Genomic DNA, 21,926 nt, shown 5'->3' on the forward strand with positions numbered 1-21,926 from the left:
CATGGCATCGAAATCGCGTGATACCGCTTCGAATCCGCTCAAATTGGCACAGTTCGTGCTTGAAAGAGGCGCAAGCGGGGCTCACAACCCGTCTTTTTTGACAGTGGAGGCCACTTTTTACATGAAAAAGATCGAAGCGATCATCAAGCCGTTCAAGCTAGACGAAGTGAAGGAAGCGCTTCAGGAGGCCGGGCTGCAGGGCATCACCGTAACGGAGGCCAAGGGTTTTGGCCGGCAGAAGGGCCATACCGAACTCTATCGCGGCGCTGAATATGTCGTGGATTTTCTGCCCAAGGTGAAGATCGAGGTCGTGCTCGGCGACGACGCGGTCGAAGGCGCGATCGAAGCCATTCGCAAGGCGGCCCAGACCGGCCGCATCGGCGACGGCAAGATCTTCGTCTCCAACATCGAGGAAGTCGTGCGCATCCGCACCGGCGAAACAGGGATGGACGCGGTCTGAGGATTCTGATTTCAGATCATCTCCTCGAAACGTCATCAGACAGGGAAACATGACATGACGACAGCCAAAGACATCATGAAGCAGATCAAGGACAACGACGTGAAATTCGTTGACCTGCGCTTCACAGATCCGAAGGGCAAGCTGCAGCACGTGACGATGGATGTCGTTGAGGTCGAGGAAGACATGTTTGCCGACGGCGTCATGTTCGACGGGTCCTCCATAGCCGGCTGGAAGGCGATCAACGAGTCCGACATGGTGCTGATGCCCGACACCGAGACGGTGCATATGGACCCGTTCTTCGCGCAGTCGACCATGGTCATCCTGTGCGATATCCTCGATCCGATCTCAGGAGAATCCTACAACCGCGACCCGCGCGGCACCGCCAAGAAAGCTGAAGCCTATATGAAGGCGGAAGGCATCGGCGATCAGATCTTCGTCGGCCCGGAAGCCGAGTTCTTCGTGTTCGACGACGTCAAGTACAAGGCCGATCCGTACAACACCGGCTTCAAGCTCGACTCCACCGAATTGCCGTCCAACGACGACACTGACTACGAGACCGGCAATCTAGGCCACCGCCCGCGCATCAAGGGCGGCTATTTCCCGGTGCCGCCGATCGACTCGGCGCAGGACATGCGCTCCGAAATGCTGACCGTGCTCGCCGAAATGGGCGTGCGTGTCGAAAAGCACCACCACGAAGTGGCCGCTGCCCAGCACGAGCTCGGCATCAAGTTCGACACGCTGGTCCGCAACGCCGACAAGATGCTGATCTACAAATATGTCGTGCACCAGGTCGCCAACGCCTACGGCAAGACGGCCACCTTCATGCCGAAGCCGGTCTTCGGCGACAACGGCTCGGGCATGCACGTCCACCAGTCGATCTGGAAGGGCGGCAAGCCGACCTTCGCCGGCAATGAATATGCCGGCCTCTCGGAGAGCTGCCTGTTCTACATCGGCGGCATCATCAAGCATGCCAAGGCCATCAACGCCTTCACCAACCCGCTAACCAACTCCTACAAGCGCCTGGTGCCGGGCTATGAAGCGCCGGTGCTGCTCGCCTATTCGGCCCGCAACCGCTCTGCCTCCTGCCGCATTCCATTCGGCTCGTCGCCGAAGTCCAAGCGCGTCGAGGTCCGCTTCCCCGATCCGGGCGCCAACCCCTACCTCGCCTTTGCCGCCATGCTGATGGCCGGGCTCGACGGCATCAAGAACAAGATCCACCCGGGACAGCCGATGGACAAGGATCTCTACGACCTGCCGCCTAAGGAACTGAAGAAGATCCCGACCGTCTGTGGTTCGCTGCGCGAAGCGCTGCAGAGCCTCGACAAGGACCGCGGCTTCCTGAAGGCCGGCGGCGTCTTCGACGACGACCAGATCGACAGCTACATCGAGCTCAAGATGGCCGAAGTGATGCGCTTCGAAATGACCCCGCACCCGGTCGAGTATGACATGTATTACTCGGTCTGAGCGGACGAGCTAAGCGACAAACAAAACCCCGCCGGAGCGATCCGGCGGGGTTTTTGTTTGGGATGGCGAACACTCAATCCAGCAGTTGGTGTTGTCGCCCTGACAAAAGGCCGACGCGACGGAGAGCAGTCACGGCGCAGACACTCAGTTCCGCGCCGTGACGCGTGCTCAAGCGGCAGCCGAAACCTCGGCGCTGGTCGGGACGGAGGCGATCGTCTTCAGGATCTGCGAAGCGATCTGGTAGGGGTCGCCCTGCGAGTTCGGGCGGCGATCCTCGAGATAGCCCTTGTAGCCATTGTTGATGAAGGAATGCGGCACGCGGATCGAGGCGCCGCGGTCGGCGATGCCATAGCTGAACCTGTTCCATGGCGCGGTCTCATGCTTGCCGGTCAGACGCTTGTCGTTGTCCGGCCCGTAGACGGCGATGTGATCCATCAGGTTCTTGTCGAAGGCGGCCATCAGTGCCTCGAAATAGTCCTTGCCGCCGACTTCGCGCATGTAAGCGGTCGAGAAGTTGGCGTGCATGCCGGAACCGTTCCAGTCGGTGTCGCCGAGCGGCTTGCAGTGATATTCGATATCGATGCCGTATTTCTCGGTGAGGCGCTGCATCAGGTAGCGGGCCATCCACATCTGGTCGGCGGCCTTCTTGGAGCCCTTGCCAAAAATCTGGAATTCCCACTGGCCCTTGGCCACCTCGGCGTTGATGCCTTCATGGTTGATGCCGGCGGCAAGGCAGAAGTCGAGATGCTCCTCGACGATCTGCCTGGCGACGCTGCCGACGTTGCTGTAGCCGACGCCGGTGTAGTACGGGCCTTGCGGCGCGGGGTAGCCGCTCTCGGGGAAGCCGAGCGGGCGGCCATCCTTGTAGAAGAAATACTCCTGCTCGAAGCCGAACCAGGCGCCCTCGTCGTCGAGGATGGTGGCGCGCTTGTTGGATGCATGCGGCGTCACGCCGTCCGGCATCATGACTTCGCACATGACGAGCACGCCATTGCTGCGCGCGGGGTCGGGATAGATGGCGACCGGCTTCAGCACGCAGTCGGACGAGTGGCCTTCGGCCTGCATGGTCGAGGAACCGTCGAAGCCCCACAACGGAAGCTGGTCGAGCGTCGGGAATTCGGCATATTCCTTGATCTGCGTCTTTCCACGAAGGTTGGGAACCGGGGTGTATCCATCGAGCCAAATGTACTCGAGCTTGTATTTCGTCATTCTAGCCTCTCGTTGCTTTGATCACCGAACCTTGGACGGCGCCGGCATGCCAGCCACCCTGCAGCCGACCTGCCGGATTATCAGAAAGCAATTCGTGTGCCATTTTCACCGGCCAAGGATGCGACAAAACTGACGCGCATCCCGACAAATCCGCTGCCGCGTAATCGCAATGCGTCCGGATCAATCACAAGCATGTTCTGCATAAATAACAGGCAGATACTGATCTTTTTATAATCATATTGCCTAACTGGATTGCAGAACCTATCTTCGGGAAAGATTGAATCGGCAAGGCTCTGCAGAAGAAGGGAGACCGACAATGGAAATCACTCCTACCCGTCAGTCGGCCAAAATCCTGATGTTCCCGGGGGCAGCGCGCGCTTCTGCCTCAAATTTAAGCGGAAAGGCTAAGTTCGCGGCAGAACTTGCTTCATTGCGCAACCGTACGGATTTCGGAAGCGGCTGGTATCACGAAGCGGCCATCGAGGAAGAAAAACAGGACCGGAAGAGCTAAACCATTCCTCCGCATCGCTTTTGACGAATTGCAAAGCAAGGCCCGGCGCGATCACTCGCGCCGGGCTTTTCATTTTTGCTGTCAGGCGAGGATCAGGTCTTGGCGTGCAAGTCCGTTCCCAGCGTATCCCTAACAAAGATCGTACCGATGACCAGCGACATCGCAGCGATCACCACCGGATACCAGAGGCCGTAATAGATATCGCCGCTGTAGGCGCTGAGCGCGAACACCGTCGCCGGCAGCAGGCCGCCGAACCAGCCATTGCCGATGTGATAGGGCAACGACATGCCGGTATAGCGGATGCGGGTCGGGAACATTTCTACCAGGATCGCGGCGATCGGTCCGTAGACCATGGTCACGTAAATGACCAGGATGAACAGGACGCCGATGACCTTTGCCCAGTTGACCTGTTCAGGGTCGGCAAACATCGCAAAGGCGCCTGCCGCCGGGACGTTGTAGACGGTGATCTCGGGCACCGCCGCGGCCTCATCGGCCGTCAGCAGCTTGTCCTTGACCGCCCGGTCGGCCGCAACCGTCGTCTTGTCGCCGGCGCGGATTGCGGCGGCGTCGAGCTTCAGTTCCGGATTGGCCGCGACGAAGGCGTCGAGCTTCTGGTCGGCGACCTTGGCCGCACCACGCTTCAGCGGATAGCCGCCGTCCCGCAATGCAATGTTGATTGCCTTCTTGAACGCGGCGTCGCTTGAAGTGGCCTTGTCTGCGGCTGCCACGACATCGTAGGACGTCACCGTTGCGGTGCCGATCTTGACACTGGCCGCGGTCCCCGGTGCCGCTGTGGTGACAATGTCATAGGGCACCGAGCTCTTGGCAAGGAAGTCGGTCGCAATATCGCACGACGTCAGAGGCTTGCGCGTTCCGGTCGGATTGAACTGGAACTTGCAGTCGCCAGGCGCGGCGGTAATCGTGGCACGGGTGTTTTGCTGTGCGGTGGCGAGCGCCGGATTGGCTGCCCAGGTCAGCGCCTTGAACAGCGGGAAGGTGGTGACGATCGCCAGCGCCAGGCCCGCCATGATGATCGGCTTGCGGCCGATCTTGTCGGAGAGCCAGCCGAACACGACAAAGAAGATCGTGCCGAGCGCCAGCGCGATGGCGATCATGATGTTGACCGACTGGCCGTCGACCTTGAGCACGTTCTGCAGGAAAAACAGCGCGTAGAATTGGCCGTTGTACCAAACCACGGCCTGGCCGGCAGTAAGGCCGAAAAGCGCCAAAATGGCGATCTTGGCATTCTTCCACTGTCCGAAGGCTTCCGTAAGCGGCGCCTTGGAGCCCTTGCCCTCGTCCTTCATGCGCTGGAAGGTCGGCGATTCGGCAAGCGACAGGCGAATCCAGACCGATATGCCGAGCAGAATGGCTGAGAGCAGGAATGGAACGCGCCAGCCCCAGGCCTCGAAATCCTCCTTGCTCAGCGAATTTTGCACGATAAGGATGACGACCAGCGACAGGAACAGGCCAAGTGTCGCCGTCGTCTGGATCCACGATGTGTAGAAGCCGCGACGGTCGTCGGGCGCATGCTCGGCCACATAGGTCGCCGCACCGCCATATTCACCACCGAGCGCCAGGCCCTGCAGCATGCGCAGCGCAATCAGGGTAATAGGCGCTGCAATGCCCCAGCTTGCCGAACCAGGCAGCAGGCCGACCAGGAAGGTCGACAGGCCCATGATCATGATAGTGACGAGAAAGGTGTATTTGCGACCTACGAGATCACCGATGCGGCCAAACACCAGCGCGCCGAACGGGCGCACGAGGAAGCCAGCGGCGAAAACCAGCAGCGTAAAGATGTTGCGCGTCGCTTCCGGATACGAGTTGAAGAATGTCGAGCCGATCGCTGCCGCCAATGCGCCGTAGAGATAGAAATCGTACCATTCGAAAACGGTGCCGAGCGAGGAAGCGAAGATGACTTTCTTCTCTTCCCGCGTCATTCCGCGGCTTGCTCTGCCGGCGGTCGCTGCCATTGCCATGAATTCGTCCTCCCGTGACATCTCGCTGTGCTTGATGCTGCGCGGTGTCGCCTCTGGACACGAACTCGGGCAGCTATCGCCGCGAGAAGTGACAGAAAGCGCCGCCCAGAGGCAGCCCGTCTTTGGGATTATGACTTTGGTCCAATGCATCGGCCCGAACATCGGAATCGATGTTCGGAAAGCACGATGCATAGATTCAAAGTGTTAGAGCGTATTTTGCACGTCCAACTGGAACGCACGTCGCTCTAATAGGGCAAGGCGAAACGAATGAGGGCGGCGATTGCCGTCAGCCCTTGAGCGCCTCGAGGAGACCGACGGCGGCCATCATGTCGCGCTTGCGGTGGGCACGGCGGGCGACGGCTTCCGCGTCATGGCCCCAGTGCTCGGCCTGCCAGTCCTCGTCGACATGGCCGGCGGCCCAGGCTGCCTCGCCGTCGATCTCGCCGAAATCGACGGCCAGCGCCAGCAGTGCCGATCCCGTCAGCGACGTCATGACGTGGATGGCGGCAAGCCGGAGCGGGTCGGCACGCTGGGCAAGATGAACGCCGAGCACCGCGATGCTCTCGCGCGGCTGCTCGACATGGATCACCCCTTCGGCGAGTTGAAACCGGGCGCCGAGCGCGCTCCGCGCCCAATCGATGACGGGGTCCCAATATTCGTTCTGCCGATCGACGAGCCCTTGGGGGGCATCGGCGCGATAGCAGAGCAGGTCGGACGAGGCAAAGCGCAGGATGTCTTCCAAAACCGCCTGCGGGTCGCTGGCGACGCCGTCGATGGCCGTGTTGACCAGACGCATGACCGGCATCGTCATCGGGTCGATCGTCTCGCCTTGCGCGGCGAACTCGCCGGCGACCAGAGCGGCGGCTTTTTCGGTCGGCAGGATCAGAAGCGCTTTGCCCGGCGTACGGACCGGCTTGCCATCGAGATGAACCGCAAAACCAGCTTCGGCCGGTGCGACCGAGACGGTTTTGTAGAAGCGTTTCGGCAGGTGCGTCTTCATCTGGATCTGGGCACGGCGTACCGGATCCGGATCGGAAAGCTGCTTTCCCGCTTCGAGGTCGTTGAGAATATCGCGCATGCCGGAGCCTTTCATCCGGGGATCTGTTTTCGGGCCGGCCGATTCACAATGATCAGACCGGCTGCGATGAGGCCGAGTGCCAGGAAAATACGGATGGTCAGAGGCTCGTTCAAGAAGATGGCGCCGCACAGGACGCCGAACACCGGCGAAAGGAAGGTGAAGCTCGACAGGCCCGATGCCGGATAGCGCCGCAGCAACCAGAACCAGAGCACATAGGTGAAGGCGACGATGTAGACCGCCTGGAAAAGCAAGGCCAAGGTCGGCAAAGCGGCGAAGTCGCGGACGGGCGGCCCGGCGAAAGGCAGCACCAAGGCGCCGACCATCGCAGCGCCGGCCAGTTGGTAGAGCAGCAACTTCTCGGCGCTCGTTTCCGCCAGTTTCGTGCGCTTGATGGCGATGTAGGTCAAGGCCCACAGAATGCCGGCGCCGAGACTGAGCAGATCACCAATCAGGGTCGCACCGTTATCGGCGCTCAACTGGTCGGAGAACACCGCGACCAATCCGGCGAAAGCGAGCAGAAGGCCGACGAGCCGGCGCGCGGTGATGCGTTCGTTGAGCAGGAAATGCCCGCCGACCAGCACCCAGAACGGCATGGTGTTGACCAACAAGGTGTTGCGCGCGACGGTCGTCTGTTCGAGCCCGACATAGAGAAACAGGAACTCGAGACCAAAAAGCGCGCCTGCCAGAATGCCGGCGACAAGGGTTCCGTCGCGGGTAAAAAGCGCAATGCCGCGCCAGCGGCACCAGACGAGAACGCACAGCCCGCCGATGACCGACCGTGCGATCGACAGGAAAACGGGATCGTAGCCGGCATAGGAGATCTTGGCGGCGACGTAGTTCAGCCCCCAGGAAAAGGTCAGCCCGACCATGATGGCGGCGGCGGCCATGTCGACCCTGTCGCGACGGTCGAGCGTATCTGTGGCCATGCCCACTGGAACTAGTCCTCCGCGCTGGCGTCGTCGAAGCCGATCAGGTTCCAGCTCTGGCGCATATGCGGCGGCATCGGTGCGGTGACGTCGATGAAACCCTTGTCGGGATGCGGGATGACGATGCGGCGCGCGTGCAGATGCAAGCGGTTCTGCATGCCGCCGGGAAAATCCCAATTGGTATCGGCCTCGAAATATTTGGGATCGCCGATGATCGGGCAGCCGATGTGAGCGGCATGGACGCGAAGCTGGTGGGTGCGGCCGGTATAGGGTTCCATCTCCAGCCAGGACAGGGTCTGCGCCGCCTGCTCGACGATCCGGTAATAAGACACTGCGTGGTCGGCGCCCTTTTCGCCATGCTTGGCGACGCGCACCCGATCGCCGTCGGGCGTCGGTTCCTTGATCAGCCAGGTCGAGATCTTGTCCTCGCGCTTCGGCGGCACGCCCTTGACCAGCGCCCAGTAGGTCTTCTTGGTCTCACGCGCCCGGAACGCCTCGGCAAGCTTCATGGCGGCGAGCCTGGTGCGGGCGACGACCAGCACGCCAGACGTGTCGCGGTCGAGCCGGTGCACCAGACGCGGTTTCTCGCCCTTCTGGCTGCGCCAGGCTTCCAGCATGTCGTCGACATTGCGGGTGACACCTGAGCCACCCTGGACGGCGAGGCCGGCCGGCTTGTTGAAGACGAACACTTTCGGATCTTCATGGATCAGCATCTTGGCCAGAACGTCGGCGTCGCCCTGGTTGCGGATCGAGTGACCGGTGAGCGGGCTCTCGCCCTTCTTGTCCACTTCGAGCGGTGGGATGCGAACCGTCTGGCCCGGCTCGACGCGGGTATCGGCCTTAACCCTGCCGCCATCGACACGGATCTGGCCGGAGCGCAGCAGTTTTTGCAGATGGCCGAAGCCAAGGCCCGGAAAATGGGTCTTGAACCAGCGGTCGAGCCGCATGCCCGCCTCGCCGGCCTCCACCGTGATCTGTTCTACGCCTGCCATTGTCTCGTTTTTACCCGTTTCCAGCGCATGACCTGAAATCGATCTTCGGAAAGGGTCATGCGCAAAATCAAAAAGCTGCAGCGTCCTTGGCGCGCCCTGAGGGACACGCGGCGCTGCAAGCGGGGCAATAGCATTAAGGCAGGCTTCTTGCGAGCCAAAGACCCAGAAACAGGGCAATGATCGCGCCAATGAGGCTGGCAAGGGCGTATCCGAACGCCGGCAGCGTCGCGCCGCGCTCCCACAGCGTCGCGAAATCGAGCGAAAAGGCGGAGAAAGTGGTGAAGCCGCCGAGGATGCCGGTGGCGACGAACAGCCGAAGCTCGTTCGATCCGCCGTAGCGCCGCGCCAGGGTCGTGATGAACAGGCCCATGGCAAAGGAGCCGACAATGTTGATCGCCATCGTGCCCCAGGGAAAACTCGGGCCGACAAGACGCAGCGCAACGAAATTGACGACGTGCCGGAGCCCGGCACCAATAGCGCCGCCCGCAGCAACGAGGAGGAGATTGATCATCGCCGTTTACTGCCCTTACAGGGTGGCTCGGTCAATCCCTGCCCCTGAGCGGGAAAGTAGCGCGAGCCTACTTTTTCCGCTCGCCGCGCAGCTTCGCCCAATAGTCGAGCCGCTTCCTGATATCACGCTCGAAACCGCGCGCGGGCGGATCATAGAATTTACGGCGGCCCATCTTTTCCGGAAAATAATCCTGTCCGGAAAAAGCGTCCGGCTCGTCGTGGTCGTAACGGTAGCCGGCGCCGTAATCTTCTTCCTTCATCAGCTTGGTCGGGGCGTTGAGGATGTGTTTGGGCGGCAGCAATGAGCCGAACTCCTTAGCCGCCTGAGTGGCGGCCTTGAAGGCGGTGTAGACGGCGTTGGATTTGGGCGCGCTGGCGAGATAGACCGTGGCCTCGGCGAAGGCGAGTTCGCCCTCTGGCGAGCCCAGATAGTCGTAGGCATCCTTGGCGGCATTGGCGACGACCAGCGCCTGCGGGTCTGCCAGCCCGATATCCTCCATCGCCATGCGCACCAGGCGGCGGCCGAGATAGAGCGGGTCCTCGCCGGCGTCGAACATGCGGGCGAGATAATAGAGGGCGGCGTCGGGGTCGGACCCGCGCACCGATTTGTGCAGCGCCGAGATCAGATTGTAATGGCCGTCCTGGCCCTTGTCGTAGATCGGCGCGCGGCGCTGGACGATGCGCTGCAGGCCCTCGGCGCCGAACGCCTCGCCTGACTTCGCGGCGCGCCAGACCTCTTCTGCCAGCGTCAGCGCCGCACGACCATCGCCATCGCTCATGCGGACGAGCATCGCCCTCGCCTCGTCGTCGAGCGGCAGCGCCCTGCCCTCGGTCTCCTCGGCACGCGCCAGCAGTTTTGCGATGCTGTCCTCACCGAGCGAATGGAAGACCAGCACGCGGGCGCGGGATAGAAGCGCGGCATTCAGCTCGAAGGACGGGTTTTCGGTGGTGGCGCCAACCAGCACCACGGTGCCGTCTTCCATGACAGGCAAAAAACTGTCCTGCTGGGCGCGGTTGAAGCGATGGATCTCGTCGACGAAGAGCAGCGTCTGACGGCCGTTGGTGCGGCGCAGCTTCGCCGCCTCGAACACTTTCTTCAGGTCGGCGACTCCGGAAAACACCGCCGATATCTGTTGGAACGCAAGGCTGGTTTCGCCGGCAAGCAGCCGCGCGACCGTGGTCTTGCCCGTCCCGGGCGGCCCCCAGAAGATCATCGAGCCGAGCGAGCCGGAGCAGATCAGCCGCGTCAGCGCGCCGTCGGGTCCGGTCAGATGCTCCTGGCCGACGACCTCGCTGAGGTTCTGCGGGCGCAGCCGGTCGGCCAGCGGCCTGCCGGGCGGCGCCTTTTCCGGTTCATCGACACTGAACAGATCGGCCATGCACGTCTTTTCATTGGAGCGCGATCTCGTCCGAAGGATCGACGCTCGGGCTTAGTAACGCAACACCTGGCGCAGTATCTGCCCGCCGCGCTCGACGGTAAAGCGCCACCAGCGCGTCTCCTGCATGGCTGCCTTTTCCAGGGTCGCGGCGGTATCGATGGTCAAGCCGTTGACCTCGCGAACGATGTCGCCCGGCTGGAAGCCGAAACCGGCTGCGGGCGAACCGCGATTGATGTCAATCACGGTAACACCCTTGACGTCCGTGCGGATGCCGAGCCGCTGGGCGAGCCGCGGCGACAGTTCCGCAACCTTGGCGCCGGAGAACGGGCTGCGACCGCGCAGCGTCACCTCCGCGAGTTTCGCACCTTCCGGCGCACGCTCCAGCGCGATGTCCATCGCCGCTTGCTGGCCTTTGCTCAGAACGGCGAAGCTGGCATTGGTGCCGATCGACAGCGTCGCCATCCGGTAATCCAACGCCTCGATGCTCTCGACCGGCGTGCCATTGAGCGACAGCACGACGTCACCGGCCTTGAGCCCCGCCTTGGCCGCCGGCCCGGCTTCGTCGACGGACGAAACCAGCGCCCCGGTCGGCGTCTCCAGACCGAGCGATTCGGCGATTTGCGGCGTCACGCGCTCGAATTCGGCGCCGATATAGGGCCGCTCGAAGAAGTCGCGCCCGGCCTTGGCCGCATCGGCAAAAGCGAGAACCATATTGGAGGGAATAGCAAAGCCGATGCCGATCGAGCCGCCGCTGCGGCTGTAGATCGCCGTGTTTATGCCGACCAGTTGGCCACCCATGTTGATCAGCGCACCGCCGGAATTGCCGGGATTGATCGCGGCGTCGGTCTGGATGAAGAAACTGGAATCGGAAACGCCGATGTGGCTGCGGGCAAGCGCCGAAACGATGCCGCTGGTGGTGGTCTGGCCGACACCAAAGGGGTTGCCGATGGCCAACAACAGGTCGCCGACCTCGAGCGCGTCGGAATCGCCGATGGCGACGACCGGAAATGGCTTGTCGGCGGAGATCTTGAGCACGGCGAGGTCAAGCGTCTCGTCCTTGAGCAGCACCTTGCTGTCGAATTCACGCCCGTCCGCGGTGGCGACCTTGACCTGATCGGCGTCCTTGATGACGTGGAAATTGGTGACCACTATGCCTGTCGGGTCGACCAGCACGCCGGAGCCGAGCGAGGACTGCGCACGCGGTTGCGAACGGCCGAAGAACTCTTCGAAGAACGGATCGCCGTCGAAGGGCGACCTCAGCCTGGCCGTTTGCGAGGCATAGACATTGACCACGGCCGGCGCCGTCTGCTTGACCAGCGGCGCAAACGACAGTTGCATCTCCTCGCGGCCGAACGGCACGCGCTTGTCTGGACCGGAGGTGGCATTTTCGCCTTCGGCGCCGCGCAACATGTCGGTCAGCACGTCGGACAGACCGGGATCGGCCTTGGTGTCCTGAGCCAGCGCCTGCCTGGCGGCCGGCACGACTGCCGCCGCCATCAAGGCGCAGAGTAGAACAAGGGACAGCCGTTTTACGCGCATTCCGAATCCTCCGGGGTCGGGCGCCATTGTCCCGACGATTGTGCAAAATGAAAGGCTAAGTCGATGTAATCGAATTATTCTCGAGGAAAAGACATGGGCTTAAGTCAAGACAGTCCCCGCAATGCTCCCTACCGCTGCCAGAATGCACAAAAGGGCCCGCAGGCCCTTTTGAACTCCTTGAGGGAAAACCGAAGCTTATGCGGCTGCGGCTTCCTCGTCGGTGCCTTCTGCCTCGATACGGGCACGGTCGCCGGCGCCCTTGGCCGAGGTGTCGCGATCGACGAACTCGATGACCGCCATGGCGGCATTGTCGCCGTGGCGGAAGCCCGCCTTCATGATGCGCAGATAGCCGCCGTTGCGGGTGGCGTAGCGCGGCGCGATCGTGTCGAACAGGCGCTTGACGACGCCTTCATTGCCGATCTGGGCAATCACCTGGCGGCGGGCATGCAGGTCGCCGCGCTTGCCTAGCGTCACCAGCTTCTCGACGATCGGACGCAGATCCTTCGCCTTCGGCAAGGTGGTGAGGATCTGCTCATGCTCGATGAGCGACACGGCAAGATTGGCAAACATCGACTTGCGGTGGCTTATGCTGCGGGCGAACCGGCGGCCTTTAAATCCGTGGCGCATGGCTCTTCTCCTGGTGTTGTGGGCGGTTGGCCCGGCTGTTTCGTTTTGTGAATGGTCAATAGTGAATGATGAATGGAAGGGCTCTACCTCTCCGAAGTCGCCGACCGACGACCATTCACCATTCTCAATTCACCGGTCAGTATTGATCTTCGTAACGCTTGGCGAGGTCTTCGATGTTTTCCGGCGGCCAATCCGGCACTTCCATGCCGAGGTGCAGGCCCATCGCCGCCAGGACTTCCTTGATCTCGTTCAGCGACTTGCGGCCGAAGTTCGGGGTGCGCAGCATCTCGGCTTCGGTCTTCTGGATCAGGTCGCCGATGTAGACGATGTTGTCGTTCTTCAGGCAGTTGGCCGAACGCACCGAAAGCTCGAGCTCGTCGACCTTCTTGAGCAGCGCCGGGTTGAAGGCAAGCTCGGTCACCTGCTCGGCGGCGACTTCCTTCTGCGGCTCGTCGAAATTGACGAACAGGCCAAGCTGGTCCTGCAGGATGCGGGCGGCGAAAGCCACCGCGTCCTCGCCCGAGATCGAACCGTCGGTGTCGATCGTCATGGTCAGCTTGTCGTAGTCGAGAACCTGGCCCTCGCGGGTGTTCTCGACCTTGTAGGAGACCTTCTTGACCGGCGAGTAGAGGCTGTCGACCGGGATGAGGCCGATCGGCGCGTCTTCGGCGCGATTGCGGTCGGCCGGCACGTAGCCCTTGCCGGTATCGACGGTGAACTCCATGCGGATTTCAGCGCCCTCGTCCAGCGTGCAGATGACGTGGTCGGGATTGAGGATCTCGACGTCGCCGACCGTCTGGATGTCGCCGGCCAGAACAGCGCCCGGTCCCTGCTTGCGCACGACCATGCGCTTGGGGCCGTCACCTTCCATGCGGATGGCGATTTCCTTGATGTTCAAGACGATGTCGGTCACGTCCTCGCGCACGCCGGCGATAGACGAGAATTCATGCAGAACGCCGTCGATCTGCACGGCGGTCACAGCCGCGCCACGCAGCGAAGACAGAAGCACGCGACGCAACGCGTTGCCGAGGGTCAGACCAAAGCCGCGCTCGAGCGGCTCGGCGACCAGCGTGGTCAGCGTCTTCTTCTTCGAAGAGAACTCGATCTTGTTCGGCTTGATCAGTTCCTGCCAATTTTTCTGGATCATGATGCTTTCCTTCCGTTGACCCGCCACCATCCAATCGTGGCGGGCGACCTGGAATGCCGTGGAGGAACGCTAATGACGTTCGCGCGGCGTTCGGTAATTTTTTCCCGAAAGCGCGTAGCGCTTCAGGTCTCTGTTCTTATGCATGTCGTTGCCCAAAACCGCTGCGCGTTTTGGGCAACAGGCATTAGACGCGGCGCTTCTTGCGCGGGCGGCAGCCATTGTGCGGGATCGGCGTCACGTCACGGATCGAGGTGATGGTGAAGCCGGCTGCCTGCAATGCGCGCAGCGCCGATTCACGACCGGAGCCAGGTCCGCAGACCTCGACCTCAAGCATGCGCATGCCGTGTTCCTGGGCCTTCTTGGCAACGTCCTCGGCAGCCATCTGGGCAGCGAACGGGGTCGACTTGCGAGATCCCTTGAAGCCCTGGGCTCCCGCCGACGACCAGGCAATCGAATTGCCCTGCGCGTCGGTGATGGTGATCATCGTGTTGTTGAAGGTCGAGTTGACGTGGGCAACGCCCGACGAGATATTCTTGCGTTCGCGACGGCGAACACGTGTGGCTTCCTTGGCCATGATGGTCCTTTCAGTTGATCTCTACACCGCCGTAATGCCAGCGGCTCCACCAGGGAGAAGGCAGTAGGGGAATACGGCAGTAGGGCAGTATGTCTGCCGATCCTATTGCCTTACTGCCCTACTCCCGTACTGCCCTAAATTACTTCTTCTTGCCGGCGATCGACTTGGCCGGACCCTTGCGGGTGCGCGCATTGGTATGCGTGCGCTGGCCGCGAACCGGCAGCGAGCGGCGATGACGCAGGCCGCGGTAGCAGCCAAGGTCCATGAGCCGCTTGATGTTCATCGACACTTCGCGGCGCAGATCGCCCTCGACCTGGTAGTCACGGTCGATCGTCTCGCGGATCTGCAGCACTTCCGCGTCGGTCAGCTGGTTGACGCGGCGCTCGGCCGGGATGCCGACCTTGTCGACGATCTCCTGGGCGAAGCTCTTGCCAATGCCGTGAATGTACTGAAGCGCGATGACGACGCGCTTGTTGGTCGGAATGTTGACGCCGGCTATACGAGCCATGTTCTTCTCTTCTCCATGTGGGCCGGACAAGCCGGCGCTGTCAAAGTTGCCCCGCGTCCGGTGGAGGCCGGCCCATGCGGGAGTTTCCAGTTCAAAGCGGCTGCCTTGCCCTTGCGGGCAAGCAAGCCTCGTGCCTGATAGGAAGACGGGCCGCCATACCCCAGCGAACCGCTCCAGTCAAGCGTAATCGTTTATTTTCCGTACGCAGACCCTTGCGCCGCCACTGGGGTCGCAGCCATGAGCACCGCTTCGATCTGCCGCGTCACCGCATCGATGTCGGCCATGCCGTCGACACCTCTCAGCTTGCCCTTGGCATAGTAATAGCCGATCAGCGGCGACGTCTTCTTGTAGTACTCCTTCAGGCGCTCTTCGAACACCGCCGGATTGTCGTCCTTGCGCACCGGCAGACCCGCGGCCTTGGCCTCTTCGGCGCGCTTGCCGATTCGACCAACCAGCGCCTTGTCGTCGACGACAAGTTCGATGACGGCGTCGAGAGTGAGGCGGCGAGCCGAGAGCATCGATTCAACCGCGTCCGCCTGCACCAGGGTTCGCGGATATCCGTCAAGGATGAATCCCCTTGCGCAATCGGCCTGATCGATACGCTCGGCGACGATAGCGTTGACGATGGCGTCGGAAACCAGTTCGCCAGCGTCCATCACCGCCTTGGCCCGTTTGCCGACTTCGGTGCCGGCCTGGACAGCAGCGCGCAGCATATCGCCCGTGGAGAGTTGGGGAATGCCGTATTTTTCTACCAGTCTTTGTGCTTGCGTCCCCTTGCCCGCCCCTGGCGGCCCAAGCAATATTAACCTCATCTGGCCTTCTTCCCCCCGCGCAGCTTCGACTTCTTGATCAGGCCCTCATACTGGTGCGCGATCAGGTGACCCTGAATCTGCGCCACCGTGTCGAGCGTTACACTGACCACGATCAGAAGCGATGTGCCACCGAGGTAGAATGGTACGCCAGTCGCTGAAATCAGGAACTCGGGCAGCAGACACACCAGCACCAGATAAATGGCGCCGACGACAGTTATGCGGGTAAGGACATAATCGATGTAATCGGCGGTGCGCTCGCCCGGACGGTAGCCCGGAATGAAACCCGAATGCTTCTTGAGCTGATCGGCGGTGTCCTTCGGGTTAAAGACGATCGCCGTATAGAAGAAGGCGAAAAATACGATCATCGCCGCATAGAACGCCATGTAGAGCGGCTGGCCATGACCGAGTGCCGCCAGGACGGTGCTGGCCCAGGCTGGCATGTTGGTCGTCTGCGAGAAGCCGGCGACCGTCGCCGGCAGCAACAGCAGCGAGGAGGCGAAGATCGGCGGAATGACGCCGGCGGTGTTGAGCTTGAGCGGCAGGTGCGAGGTGTCGCCCTGGAACATGCGGTTGCCGACCTGGCGCTTGGGATACTGGATCAGCAAGCGCCGCTGGGCGCGCTCGAAGAACACGATCAGCGCGATGACGACGACGGCAAGAACGATGATCGCCAGGATCAGGCCGGTCGACAGCGCGCCGGTGCGGCCAAGTTCCAGCGTACCGGAAATGGCTTGCGGCAGGCCAGCGACGATGCCGGCAAAGATGATCAGCGAAATGCCGTTGCCGATGCCGCGGGCGGTGATCTGCTCGCCGAGCCACATCAGGAACATGGTGCCGCCGACCAGCGTGATGACGGTCGAGATGCGGAAGAACATGCCGGGATCGCTGACGATGCCGCTGCCGCCTTCCAGTCCGACCGCAATGCCGTAGGCCTGGACCAGCGCCAAAAGCACGGTGCCGTAGCGAGTATACTGGTTGATGACCTTGCGGCCCTGCTCGCCTTCCTTCTTCAGCGACTCCAGTGACGGGATGACGGAGGTCATCAGCTGCATGATGATGGAAGCGGAGATATAGGGCATGATGCCGAGGGCAAAGATCGCCATGCGCTCGACGGCGCCACCGGCGAACATGTTGAACATGCCAAGCACGCCCTTGCTTTGCGACGAGAAGGCCTGGGCGAAAGCGTCGGGATTGATGCCGGGCAGCGGGATATAGGTGCCGAGGCGGTACACGAGCAGCGCGCCAACTGTGAACCAGATGCGCTTCTTCAGATCCTCCGCCTTGGCGAAGGCCGAGAAATTCAGATTCGAGGCTAGTTGTTCAGCAGCCGAAGCCATGCCTGATTCTCCGCTTGGTCACGCTCGATGGCCCGCAACTCAGGCGGCGCGTGTCACCGAAGCTCACGAGATAAGCTCCGGACTGCAAACATGCAAGCGGCCGCGTTGACGCGGCCGCCATATTGATCGGATCAAAGCGCAATCAAAAGCGAAACGTGTCCCGCTCTTGCCGATCGCGCTTCAAATCGCCGTTACTCGGCTGCTGCCTTTTCCGGCAGCTTCACCGAACCGCCGGCCTTTTCGATCTTCTCGACGGCAGCCTTGGAGGCGCCGGCCACGTCAAAGGCAAGCTTCGACTTGATCTCGCCGTCGGAGAGGATGCGCACGCCGTCCTTGACGCGGCGGATGACGCCGGCCGCGACCAGCGCTTCGGCGGTCACGGTCGTCTTGGCGTCGAGCTTCTTGGCATCGAGCGCAGCCTGGATGCGGGCCAGCGACACGACGGCAAAGCTCTTGGCGAAGATGTTGTTGAAGCCACGCTTCGGCAAGCGCCGGTAGAGCGGCATCTGGCCACCCTCGAAGCCGTTGACGGCGACGCCGGAGCGCGCCTTCTGGCCCTTGACGCCGCGACCGGCGGTCTTGCCCGAGCCGGAGCCGATGCCGCGGCCGAGACGCTTCCTGGAATGCGTCGCGCCGTCCTTGTCACGCAGATCGTTGAGTTTCATCTGAGTTCTCCTGCGCTCTGGTTCAGCCCTCGTCCACGACGCGGACGAGATGCTGGACGGCAGCGATCATGCCGCGCACGGAGGGGGTGTCCTCCAGCGTGCGCTGCTTGTGCATCTTGTTGAGGCCGAGGCCGACCAGCGTCGCGCGCTGCTCCTTCGGCCGGCGGATCGGCGAACCGATCTGCTCGACGGTGATGGTCTTGGTTGCTTTCTTGGCCATGGTCAATATCCCTGGTCAGCGCGACTATTCTTCGGCCGCAACGGCGGTGCCGCGGCGGGCCTGAAGGGTCGAATACTTGATGCCGCGCGCGGCAGCCACATCCTTGGGATGCATCTGGCTCTTCAGCGCGTCGAAGGTGGCGCGAACCATGTTGTAGGGGTTCGACGAACCCATCGACTTGGCGACCACGTCATGCATGCCGAGCGTCTCGAAGACGGCGCGCATCGGGCCGCCGGCGATGATGCCGGTACCCTGCTTGGCAGCGCGCAGCAGAACGCGTCCGGCGCCCCAGCGTCCTTCGACGTCGTGATGCAGCGTACGGCCCGAGCGCAGCGGCACGAAGATCATGTCGCGCTTGGCCGATTCGGTCGCCTTGCGGATCGCCTCTGGCACTTCGCGCGCCTTGCCGTGACCGAAGCCGACGCGGCCCTTCTGGTCGCCGACGACGACGAGTGCTGCAAAGCCGAAGCGCCGGCCGCCCTTGACGACCTTGGCGACGCGGTTGATGTGGACGAGCTTGTCCACCATGCCGTCGTCGCGCTCTTCGCGATCACGGCCGCGGCCGCCATCCCTACGTTCCTGTGCCATATCCTGTTCCTTGTTTTTTTCCGGAAGCACGGTTGATGATGATATCCGGTTCCCTCTGTGGGTTGCCGGGAGCGAAATTCATTTTTCCCTTCGCATGATCTTATCCAAAAAGTCTGCAACTTTTTGCTGCGCTGACCTCCGGTTCGGGATCATGCTTTAGAAGCTCAAGCCACCTTCACGGGCGGCCTCGGCCAGCGCCTTGACGCGGCCGTGATAGATGTATGGTCCGCGGTCGAAGACGACTTCCTTGACGCCGGCTTTCGAAGCGCGCTCGGCAATCAGCTTGCCGATTGCCACAGCGGCGGCAGTGTCGGCACCGGTCTTGAGCGAACCCTTGAGGTCCTTCTCCAGCGTCGAGGCGGCAGCGATGGTGTGGCCCTTGGCGTCGTCGATGACCTGGACGTAGATGTTCTTCGACGTGCGGTGGACCGACAGACGCGGACGCTCGCCGGCGACCTTCTTGATCTGGCGGCGGACGCGCTGAGCGCGGCGTTGGGTGGAGTCTTTCGAGCCCATGATATCAGTTCCTTGCCTTCAAAAAACGGGGGCAACCCTGTGCGGTAGGGCAAGCCTCCCGCGACCGCTCCCCGCGGCGTTGATTTGCAGTGAATGGTGAATGGAAAATGGTGAAAGGTAGAAACCAGGTGCCGCCCGGCTCCTGCTCTATCCTTCTGCCATTTTACCATTCACCGTTCACCATTGATGAAACTACTTCTTCTTGCCTTCCTTGCGGACGATCTTCTCGCCAGCGTAACGGACGCCCTTGCCCTTGTACGGCTCGGGACCGCGATATTCGCGGATCTCGGCAGCAACCTGACCGACCTTCTGCTTGTCGATGCCGGTCACGGTGATTTCCGTCGGCTTCGGCACGGTGATCGTGATGTCCTGCGGCGTTTCGTAGACGACGTCATGGCTGAAGCCGAGTGCCAGCTGCAGGTTCTTGCCCTGCATGGCGGCGCGATAGCCGACGCCGGTAATCTCGAGCTTCTTTTCGAAACCGTCCTTGACGCCCTGCAGGATGTTGACGATCTGCGTGCGCGACATGCCCCATTTGGAACGGGCGGTCTTGGTCTGGTCGCGTGGCTGGACAGCGATCTCGCTGCCTTCCATCTTGACCAGCACTTCGTCGTTGACCACGAACTTCAGCTCACCCTTGGGGCCCTTCGCCGTGACGGTCTGGCCGTCGACGGTCGCGGTCACGCCCTGCGGCAGCGAAACGGGTTTCTTTCCAATACGAGACATTTTGTTGTCCTCGTCACTTCTCTTGTTTCAGGTCTCTGTTTCGAGCGTGATCTTGTGCGAATCCGGGTTCCACTTTTCACTGCGTGGTTCGGTTCGGGATCGCGCTCCAGATCAGAAGATCTGGCAGAGGATTTCCCCGCCGACATTCTGTTCACGCGCTTCGTGGTCGGCCATCACGCCCTTCGGCGTCGAAAGGATGGCGATACCGAGGCCGTTGGCGACGTGCGGGATCGACTTCGCCGAAACGTAAACGCGACGGCCCGGCTTCGAGACGCGGGCGATTTCGCGCACCACCGGCGCACCGTCGAAATACTTCAGCTCGATCTCGATTTCGGACTTGCCGTTGTCGAAGTCGGTCTGGCTGTAGTCGCGGATATAGCCTTCCGCCTTCAGCACGTCGAGGACGCGGGTGCGCAGGCGCGAGGCCGGCGTCGAAACGCTCGACTTCTTGCGGCCATAGGCGTTGCGGATGCGGGTCAGCATATCGCCGAGAGGATCGCTCAATGACATGTTATGTCCTCCTTACCAGCTCGACTTGACCAGGCCCGGGATCTGGCCGTTATTGCCGAGATCACGAAGCGCGATGCGCGATACTTTGAGCTTGCGATAATAGGCACGCGGACGTCCGGTGACTTCGCAGCGGTTGCGGATGCGGATCTTGGCCGAGTTGCGCGGCAGTGCCGCAAGCTTCAGCTGAGCGCGGAAGCGCTCTTCCATCGGCTTGGACTGATCCATGATGATCGCCTTGAGGACCTTACGCTTGGCAGCGTACTGGTCCACAAGCTTGCGGCGCCTGTTGTTCTTCTCGACTGAGCTGGTCTTTGCCATTTCAGATTTTTCCTTTTCTCGCTGCCGTTACTGGCGGAAGGGGAAGTTGAAGGCCTTGAGCAATGCCCTGGCTTCGTCGTCCGTCTTCGCAGTCGTACAAACGATGACGTCCATGCCCCAGATCTGATCAACCTTGTCGTAGTTGATCTCCGGGAACACGATGTGTTCCTTGATGCCCATGGCATAATTGCCACGGCCATCGAAGCTCTTCGGGTTGAGCCCGCGGAAGTCGCGGACGCGCGGCAGCGCGATGTTCACGAGGCGGTCAAGGAACTCGTACATGCGTTCCTTGCGCAGCGTGACCTTGGCGCCGATCGGCATCTTTTCGCGGACCTTGAAGCCGGCGATCGAATTGCGCGCATGGGTGACGACGGCCTTCTGGCCGGCGATCAGCGCCAGATCTTCCGCCGCGATCGAAGGCTTCTTCGAATCGCCGGTCGCCTCGCCGACGCCCATGTTCAGCACGATCTTGTCGATGCGCGGAACCTGCATCTCATTCTCGTAGCCGAACTGCTCCTGTAGCGCCTTGCGGATGGTCTCGTTGTAGACCTGCTTGAGGCGCGGCGTGTTCTGGGCAGTCGCCTGCTTGGTTTGAGCCTTAGCCATTGATGACTTCTCCCGAGCGCTTGGCGACGCGCACCTTCTTGCCGTCCTTCTGGAAAATGAAGCCGACACGGGTCGGCTTGCCATCCTTGGGGTCGGCCAGCGCGATGTTCGACAGCTGGATCGGCGCTTCCTTGGTGATGATCCCGCCCTCTTGGGACTGGGACTGCTTCTGGTGACGACGGATCATGTTGACGCCGCGCACCAGCGCGGTGTCTTCCTTCGGCTGTACCGAGAGGACTTCGCCCGAACGGCCCTTGTCCTTGCCGGCCAGCACGACGACCTTGTCGCCTTTTCTAATCTTCTGCATTGGTCCGGCTCCTTACAGCACTTCAGGCGCGAGCGAGATGATCTTCATGTGGTTCTTGGCGCGGAGTTCGCGCGGAACCGGTCCGAAGATACGCGTGCCGATCGGCTCTTTCTTGTTGTCGACGAGAACGGCCGCGTTCTTGTCGAAACGGATCACGCTGCCGTCCGGGCGGCGGATGTCCTTGGCCGTGCGAACCACGACCGCCTTCATCACATCGCCCTTCTTGACGCGGCCGCGCGGGATGGCTTCCTTGATCGACACCACGATGATGTCGCCCACGGAAGCGTATTTCCGCTTCGAACCGCCCAGCACCTTGATGCACATGACACGACGGGCGCCGGAATTATCCGCGACGTCGAGGTTTGTTTGCATCTGAATCATGACTGGCCGCCTTCTTCTCTTCTAACGGGACGGGCGC

28 protein-coding genes are annotated in these 21,926 nt (G+C 61.7%); 3 read left to right on the forward strand and 25 right to left on the reverse strand.

The window, feature by feature from the left end:
• Window positions 1–121: 121 nt before the first annotated feature.
• Both AC0L28_RS17525 and glnA read left to right on the forward strand, forming a co-directional pair.
• Window positions 122–460 (forward strand): P-II family nitrogen regulator, encoded by a 339-nt coding sequence (locus AC0L28_RS17525; protein WP_006205430.1) that lies wholly within the window; start codon window positions 122–124, stop codon window positions 458–460.
• A 54-nt stretch (window positions 461–514) separates the two neighbouring features.
• The gene (gene glnA, locus AC0L28_RS17530; protein ID WP_023799265.1) at window positions 515–1,924 is read left to right on the forward strand and encodes a type I glutamate--ammonia ligase; all 1,410 of its coding nucleotides are present in this window, start codon (window positions 515–517) and stop codon (window positions 1,922–1,924) included.
• A 168-nt stretch (window positions 1,925–2,092) separates the two neighbouring features.
• Here glnA and AC0L28_RS17535 read toward each other — a convergent pair whose 3' ends face one another.
• Both AC0L28_RS17535 and AC0L28_RS17540 read right to left on the reverse strand, forming a co-directional pair.
• Entirely contained in the window at window positions 2,093–3,133 is a 1,041-nt protein-coding gene (locus AC0L28_RS17535) for a glutamine synthetase beta-grasp domain-containing protein (protein WP_473478981.1), read from the reverse strand.
• Window positions 3,134–3,213: 80 nt separating this feature from the next.
• The gene (locus tag AC0L28_RS17540) at window positions 3,214–3,450 is read right to left on the reverse strand and encodes a hypothetical protein (RefSeq protein WP_473478983.1); all 237 of its coding nucleotides are present in this window, start codon (window positions 3,448–3,450) and stop codon (window positions 3,214–3,216) included.
• Here AC0L28_RS17540 and AC0L28_RS17545 point away from each other — a divergent pair.
• A complete protein-coding gene (locus AC0L28_RS17545) occupies window positions 3,450–3,644 on the forward strand; it encodes a DUF2735 domain-containing protein (protein ID WP_473478985.1) in 195 nt (64 codons plus the stop codon). The genes AC0L28_RS17540 and AC0L28_RS17545 overlap by 1 nt on opposite strands.
• 92 nt (window positions 3,645–3,736) lie before the next feature.
• Here AC0L28_RS17545 and AC0L28_RS17550 read toward each other — a convergent pair whose 3' ends face one another.
• The 23 genes from AC0L28_RS17550 to rplN form a co-directional block, all read right to left on the reverse strand.
• Entirely contained in the window at window positions 3,737–5,623 is a 1,887-nt protein-coding gene (locus tag AC0L28_RS17550) for an MFS transporter (RefSeq protein WP_473478987.1), read from the reverse strand.
• A 286-nt stretch (window positions 5,624–5,909) separates the two neighbouring features.
• Window positions 5,910–6,701 (reverse strand): ATP12 family chaperone protein, encoded by a 792-nt coding sequence (locus AC0L28_RS17555; RefSeq protein WP_023799269.1) that lies wholly within the window; start codon window positions 6,699–6,701, stop codon window positions 5,910–5,912.
• A gap of 11 nt (window positions 6,702–6,712) precedes the next feature.
• Window positions 6,713–7,627 carry a DMT family transporter gene (locus AC0L28_RS17560; RefSeq protein WP_473479150.1) on the reverse strand — a complete coding sequence of 305 codons (915 nt, stop codon included), beginning with the start codon at window positions 7,625–7,627 and terminating at the stop codon, window positions 6,713–6,715.
• Between the two features lie 11 nt (window positions 7,628–7,638).
• On the reverse strand, window positions 7,639–8,619 hold the full coding sequence (locus AC0L28_RS17565; RefSeq protein WP_091591186.1) for an RluA family pseudouridine synthase: 981 nt from the start codon (window positions 8,617–8,619) through the stop codon (window positions 7,639–7,641).
• 133 nt (window positions 8,620–8,752) lie between these two features.
• Complete coding sequence (crcB, locus tag AC0L28_RS17570; RefSeq protein ID WP_128169094.1) at window positions 8,753–9,130, reverse strand: fluoride efflux transporter CrcB; 378 nt, start codon at window positions 9,128–9,130, stop codon at window positions 8,753–8,755.
• Window positions 9,131–9,197: 67 nt separating this feature from the next.
• Window positions 9,198–10,508 carry a replication-associated recombination protein A gene (locus AC0L28_RS17575; RefSeq protein WP_473478990.1) on the reverse strand — a complete coding sequence of 437 codons (1,311 nt, stop codon included), beginning with the start codon at window positions 10,506–10,508 and terminating at the stop codon, window positions 9,198–9,200.
• Window positions 10,509–10,559: 51 nt separating this feature from the next.
• A complete protein-coding gene (locus tag AC0L28_RS17580; protein ID WP_473478993.1) occupies window positions 10,560–12,047 on the reverse strand; it encodes a DegQ family serine endoprotease in 1,488 nt (495 codons plus the stop codon).
• Between the two features lie 195 nt (window positions 12,048–12,242).
• Window positions 12,243–12,674 carry a 50S ribosomal protein L17 gene (gene rplQ, locus AC0L28_RS17585; RefSeq protein ID WP_023799277.1) on the reverse strand — a complete coding sequence of 144 codons (432 nt, stop codon included), beginning with the start codon at window positions 12,672–12,674 and terminating at the stop codon, window positions 12,243–12,245.
• A gap of 136 nt (window positions 12,675–12,810) precedes the next feature.
• Window positions 12,811–13,821 carry a DNA-directed RNA polymerase subunit alpha gene (locus AC0L28_RS17590; RefSeq protein WP_023799278.1) on the reverse strand — a complete coding sequence of 337 codons (1,011 nt, stop codon included), beginning with the start codon at window positions 13,819–13,821 and terminating at the stop codon, window positions 12,811–12,813.
• A gap of 184 nt (window positions 13,822–14,005) precedes the next feature.
• Window positions 14,006–14,395, reverse strand: coding sequence for a 30S ribosomal protein S11 (gene rpsK, locus AC0L28_RS17595; RefSeq protein ID WP_023799279.1), 390 nt, complete (start codon window positions 14,393–14,395; stop codon window positions 14,006–14,008).
• A 139-nt stretch (window positions 14,396–14,534) separates the two neighbouring features.
• The gene (rpsM, locus tag AC0L28_RS17600) at window positions 14,535–14,903 is read right to left on the reverse strand and encodes a 30S ribosomal protein S13 (RefSeq protein WP_023799280.1); all 369 of its coding nucleotides are present in this window, start codon (window positions 14,901–14,903) and stop codon (window positions 14,535–14,537) included.
• Window positions 14,904–15,094: 191 nt separating this feature from the next.
• Window positions 15,095–15,715, reverse strand: coding sequence for an adenylate kinase (locus AC0L28_RS17605; protein ID WP_473478997.1), 621 nt, complete (start codon window positions 15,713–15,715; stop codon window positions 15,095–15,097).
• Entirely contained in the window at window positions 15,712–17,052 is a 1,341-nt protein-coding gene (gene secY / locus AC0L28_RS17610; protein ID WP_023799282.1) for a preprotein translocase subunit SecY, read from the reverse strand. The genes AC0L28_RS17605 and secY overlap by 4 nt, the downstream gene beginning before the upstream one ends.
• A gap of 191 nt (window positions 17,053–17,243) precedes the next feature.
• Window positions 17,244–17,717, reverse strand: coding sequence for a 50S ribosomal protein L15 (gene rplO / locus AC0L28_RS17615; RefSeq protein WP_023799283.1), 474 nt, complete (start codon window positions 17,715–17,717; stop codon window positions 17,244–17,246).
• Window positions 17,718–17,739: 22 nt separating this feature from the next.
• Window positions 17,740–17,937: a 50S ribosomal protein L30 gene (gene rpmD, locus AC0L28_RS17620; protein WP_006205449.1), complete on the reverse strand. Its 198-nt coding sequence runs from the start codon at window positions 17,935–17,937 to the stop codon at window positions 17,740–17,742.
• A 24-nt stretch (window positions 17,938–17,961) separates the two neighbouring features.
• Window positions 17,962–18,525 (reverse strand): 30S ribosomal protein S5, encoded by a 564-nt coding sequence (gene rpsE / locus AC0L28_RS17625; protein WP_006333394.1) that lies wholly within the window; start codon window positions 18,523–18,525, stop codon window positions 17,962–17,964.
• A 156-nt stretch (window positions 18,526–18,681) separates the two neighbouring features.
• Window positions 18,682–19,041: a 50S ribosomal protein L18 gene (gene rplR / locus AC0L28_RS17630; RefSeq protein ID WP_023799284.1), complete on the reverse strand. Its 360-nt coding sequence runs from the start codon at window positions 19,039–19,041 to the stop codon at window positions 18,682–18,684.
• 192 nt (window positions 19,042–19,233) lie between these two features.
• Entirely contained in the window at window positions 19,234–19,767 is a 534-nt protein-coding gene (gene rplF / locus AC0L28_RS17635; RefSeq protein WP_023799285.1) for a 50S ribosomal protein L6, read from the reverse strand.
• Window positions 19,768–19,878: 111 nt separating this feature from the next.
• The gene (rpsH, locus tag AC0L28_RS17640; protein ID WP_006205453.1) at window positions 19,879–20,277 is read right to left on the reverse strand and encodes a 30S ribosomal protein S8; all 399 of its coding nucleotides are present in this window, start codon (window positions 20,275–20,277) and stop codon (window positions 19,879–19,881) included.
• 12 nt (window positions 20,278–20,289) lie between these two features.
• Complete coding sequence (gene rpsN, locus AC0L28_RS17645) at window positions 20,290–20,595, reverse strand: 30S ribosomal protein S14 (protein ID WP_023799286.1); 306 nt, start codon at window positions 20,593–20,595, stop codon at window positions 20,290–20,292.
• Window positions 20,596–20,622: 27 nt separating this feature from the next.
• Window positions 20,623–21,201: a 50S ribosomal protein L5 gene (gene rplE, locus AC0L28_RS17650; protein WP_023799287.1), complete on the reverse strand. Its 579-nt coding sequence runs from the start codon at window positions 21,199–21,201 to the stop codon at window positions 20,623–20,625.
• Entirely contained in the window at window positions 21,194–21,508 is a 315-nt protein-coding gene (gene rplX, locus AC0L28_RS17655) for a 50S ribosomal protein L24 (RefSeq protein WP_013531428.1), read from the reverse strand. The genes rplE and rplX overlap by 8 nt, the downstream gene beginning before the upstream one ends.
• 12 nt (window positions 21,509–21,520) lie before the next feature.
• Window positions 21,521–21,889 carry a 50S ribosomal protein L14 gene (gene rplN, locus AC0L28_RS17660; RefSeq protein WP_006205457.1) on the reverse strand — a complete coding sequence of 123 codons (369 nt, stop codon included), beginning with the start codon at window positions 21,887–21,889 and terminating at the stop codon, window positions 21,521–21,523.
• Window positions 21,890–21,926: the final 37 nt, after the last annotated feature.

The sequence above is a fragment of the Mesorhizobium sp. WSM4847 genome, from assembly GCF_055811335.1.

What these genes read in the sequence shown, in the direction of transcription:
- rpsK (WP_023799279.1), bottom strand. Translation starts at nt 14,395, where the DNA reads ATGGCCAAGGAAGCCACACGTGTTCGCCGTCGCGAACGCAAGAATATC.
- rpsN (WP_023799286.1), bottom strand. Translation starts at nt 20,595, where the DNA reads ATGGCAAAGACCAGCTCAGTCGAGAAGAACAACAGGCGCCGCAAGCTT.
- rpmD (WP_006205449.1), bottom strand. Translation starts at nt 17,937, where the DNA reads ATGGCCAAGAAAGCAACCAAGACCATCACCGTCGAGCAGATCGGTTCG.
- AC0L28_RS17590 (WP_023799278.1), bottom strand. Translation starts at nt 13,821, where the DNA reads ATGATCCAGAAAAATTGGCAGGAACTGATCAAGCCGAACAAGATCGAG.
- rplO (WP_023799283.1), bottom strand. Translation starts at nt 17,717, where the DNA reads ATGAAACTCAACGATCTGCGTGACAAGGACGGCGCGACGCATTCCAGG.
- rplX (WP_013531428.1), bottom strand. Translation starts at nt 21,508, where the DNA reads ATGCAGAAGATTAGAAAAGGCGACAAGGTCGTCGTGCTGGCCGGCAAG.
- rplE (WP_023799287.1), bottom strand. Translation starts at nt 21,201, where the DNA reads ATGGCTAAGGCTCAAACCAAGCAGGCGACTGCCCAGAACACGCCGCGC.
- AC0L28_RS17555 (WP_023799269.1), bottom strand. Translation starts at nt 6,701, where the DNA reads ATGCGCGATATTCTCAACGACCTCGAAGCGGGAAAGCAGCTTTCCGAT.
- rpsM (WP_023799280.1), bottom strand. Translation starts at nt 14,903, where the DNA reads ATGGCTCGTATAGCCGGCGTCAACATTCCGACCAACAAGCGCGTCGTC.
- AC0L28_RS17550 (WP_473478987.1), bottom strand. Translation starts at nt 5,623, where the DNA reads ATGGCAATGGCAGCGACCGCCGGCAGAGCAAGCCGCGGAATGACGCGG.
- AC0L28_RS17560 (WP_473479150.1), bottom strand. Translation starts at nt 7,627, where the DNA reads ATGGCCACAGATACGCTCGACCGTCGCGACAGGGTCGACATGGCCGCC.
- glnA (WP_023799265.1), top strand. Translation starts at nt 515, where the DNA reads ATGACGACAGCCAAAGACATCATGAAGCAGATCAAGGACAACGACGTG.
- crcB (WP_128169094.1), bottom strand. Translation starts at nt 9,130, where the DNA reads ATGATCAATCTCCTCCTCGTTGCTGCGGGCGGCGCTATTGGTGCCGGG.
- rplF (WP_023799285.1), bottom strand. Translation starts at nt 19,767, where the DNA reads ATGTCTCGTATTGGAAAGAAACCCGTTTCGCTGCCGCAGGGCGTGACC.
- AC0L28_RS17575 (WP_473478990.1), bottom strand. Translation starts at nt 10,508, where the DNA reads ATGGCCGATCTGTTCAGTGTCGATGAACCGGAAAAGGCGCCGCCCGGC.
- AC0L28_RS17605 (WP_473478997.1), bottom strand. Translation starts at nt 15,715, where the DNA reads ATGAGGTTAATATTGCTTGGGCCGCCAGGGGCGGGCAAGGGGACGCAA.
- AC0L28_RS17525 (WP_006205430.1), top strand. Translation starts at nt 122, where the DNA reads ATGAAAAAGATCGAAGCGATCATCAAGCCGTTCAAGCTAGACGAAGTG.
- secY (WP_023799282.1), bottom strand. Translation starts at nt 17,052, where the DNA reads ATGGCTTCGGCTGCTGAACAACTAGCCTCGAATCTGAATTTCTCGGCC.
- AC0L28_RS17535 (WP_473478981.1), bottom strand. Translation starts at nt 3,133, where the DNA reads ATGACGAAATACAAGCTCGAGTACATTTGGCTCGATGGATACACCCCG.
- AC0L28_RS17580 (WP_473478993.1), bottom strand. Translation starts at nt 12,047, where the DNA reads ATGCGCGTAAAACGGCTGTCCCTTGTTCTACTCTGCGCCTTGATGGCG.
- AC0L28_RS17545 (WP_473478985.1), top strand. Translation starts at nt 3,450, where the DNA reads ATGGAAATCACTCCTACCCGTCAGTCGGCCAAAATCCTGATGTTCCCG.
- rplN (WP_006205457.1), bottom strand. Translation starts at nt 21,889, where the DNA reads ATGATTCAGATGCAAACAAACCTCGACGTCGCGGATAATTCCGGCGCC.
- rplQ (WP_023799277.1), bottom strand. Translation starts at nt 12,674, where the DNA reads ATGCGCCACGGATTTAAAGGCCGCCGGTTCGCCCGCAGCATAAGCCAC.
- rpsE (WP_006333394.1), bottom strand. Translation starts at nt 18,525, where the DNA reads ATGGCACAGGAACGTAGGGATGGCGGCCGCGGCCGTGATCGCGAAGAG.
- rplR (WP_023799284.1), bottom strand. Translation starts at nt 19,041, where the DNA reads ATGGGCTCGAAAGACTCCACCCAACGCCGCGCTCAGCGCGTCCGCCGC.
- AC0L28_RS17565 (WP_091591186.1), bottom strand. Translation starts at nt 8,619, where the DNA reads ATGGCAGGCGTAGAACAGATCACGGTGGAGGCCGGCGAGGCGGGCATG.
- rpsH (WP_006205453.1), bottom strand. Translation starts at nt 20,277, where the DNA reads ATGTCATTGAGCGATCCTCTCGGCGATATGCTGACCCGCATCCGCAAC.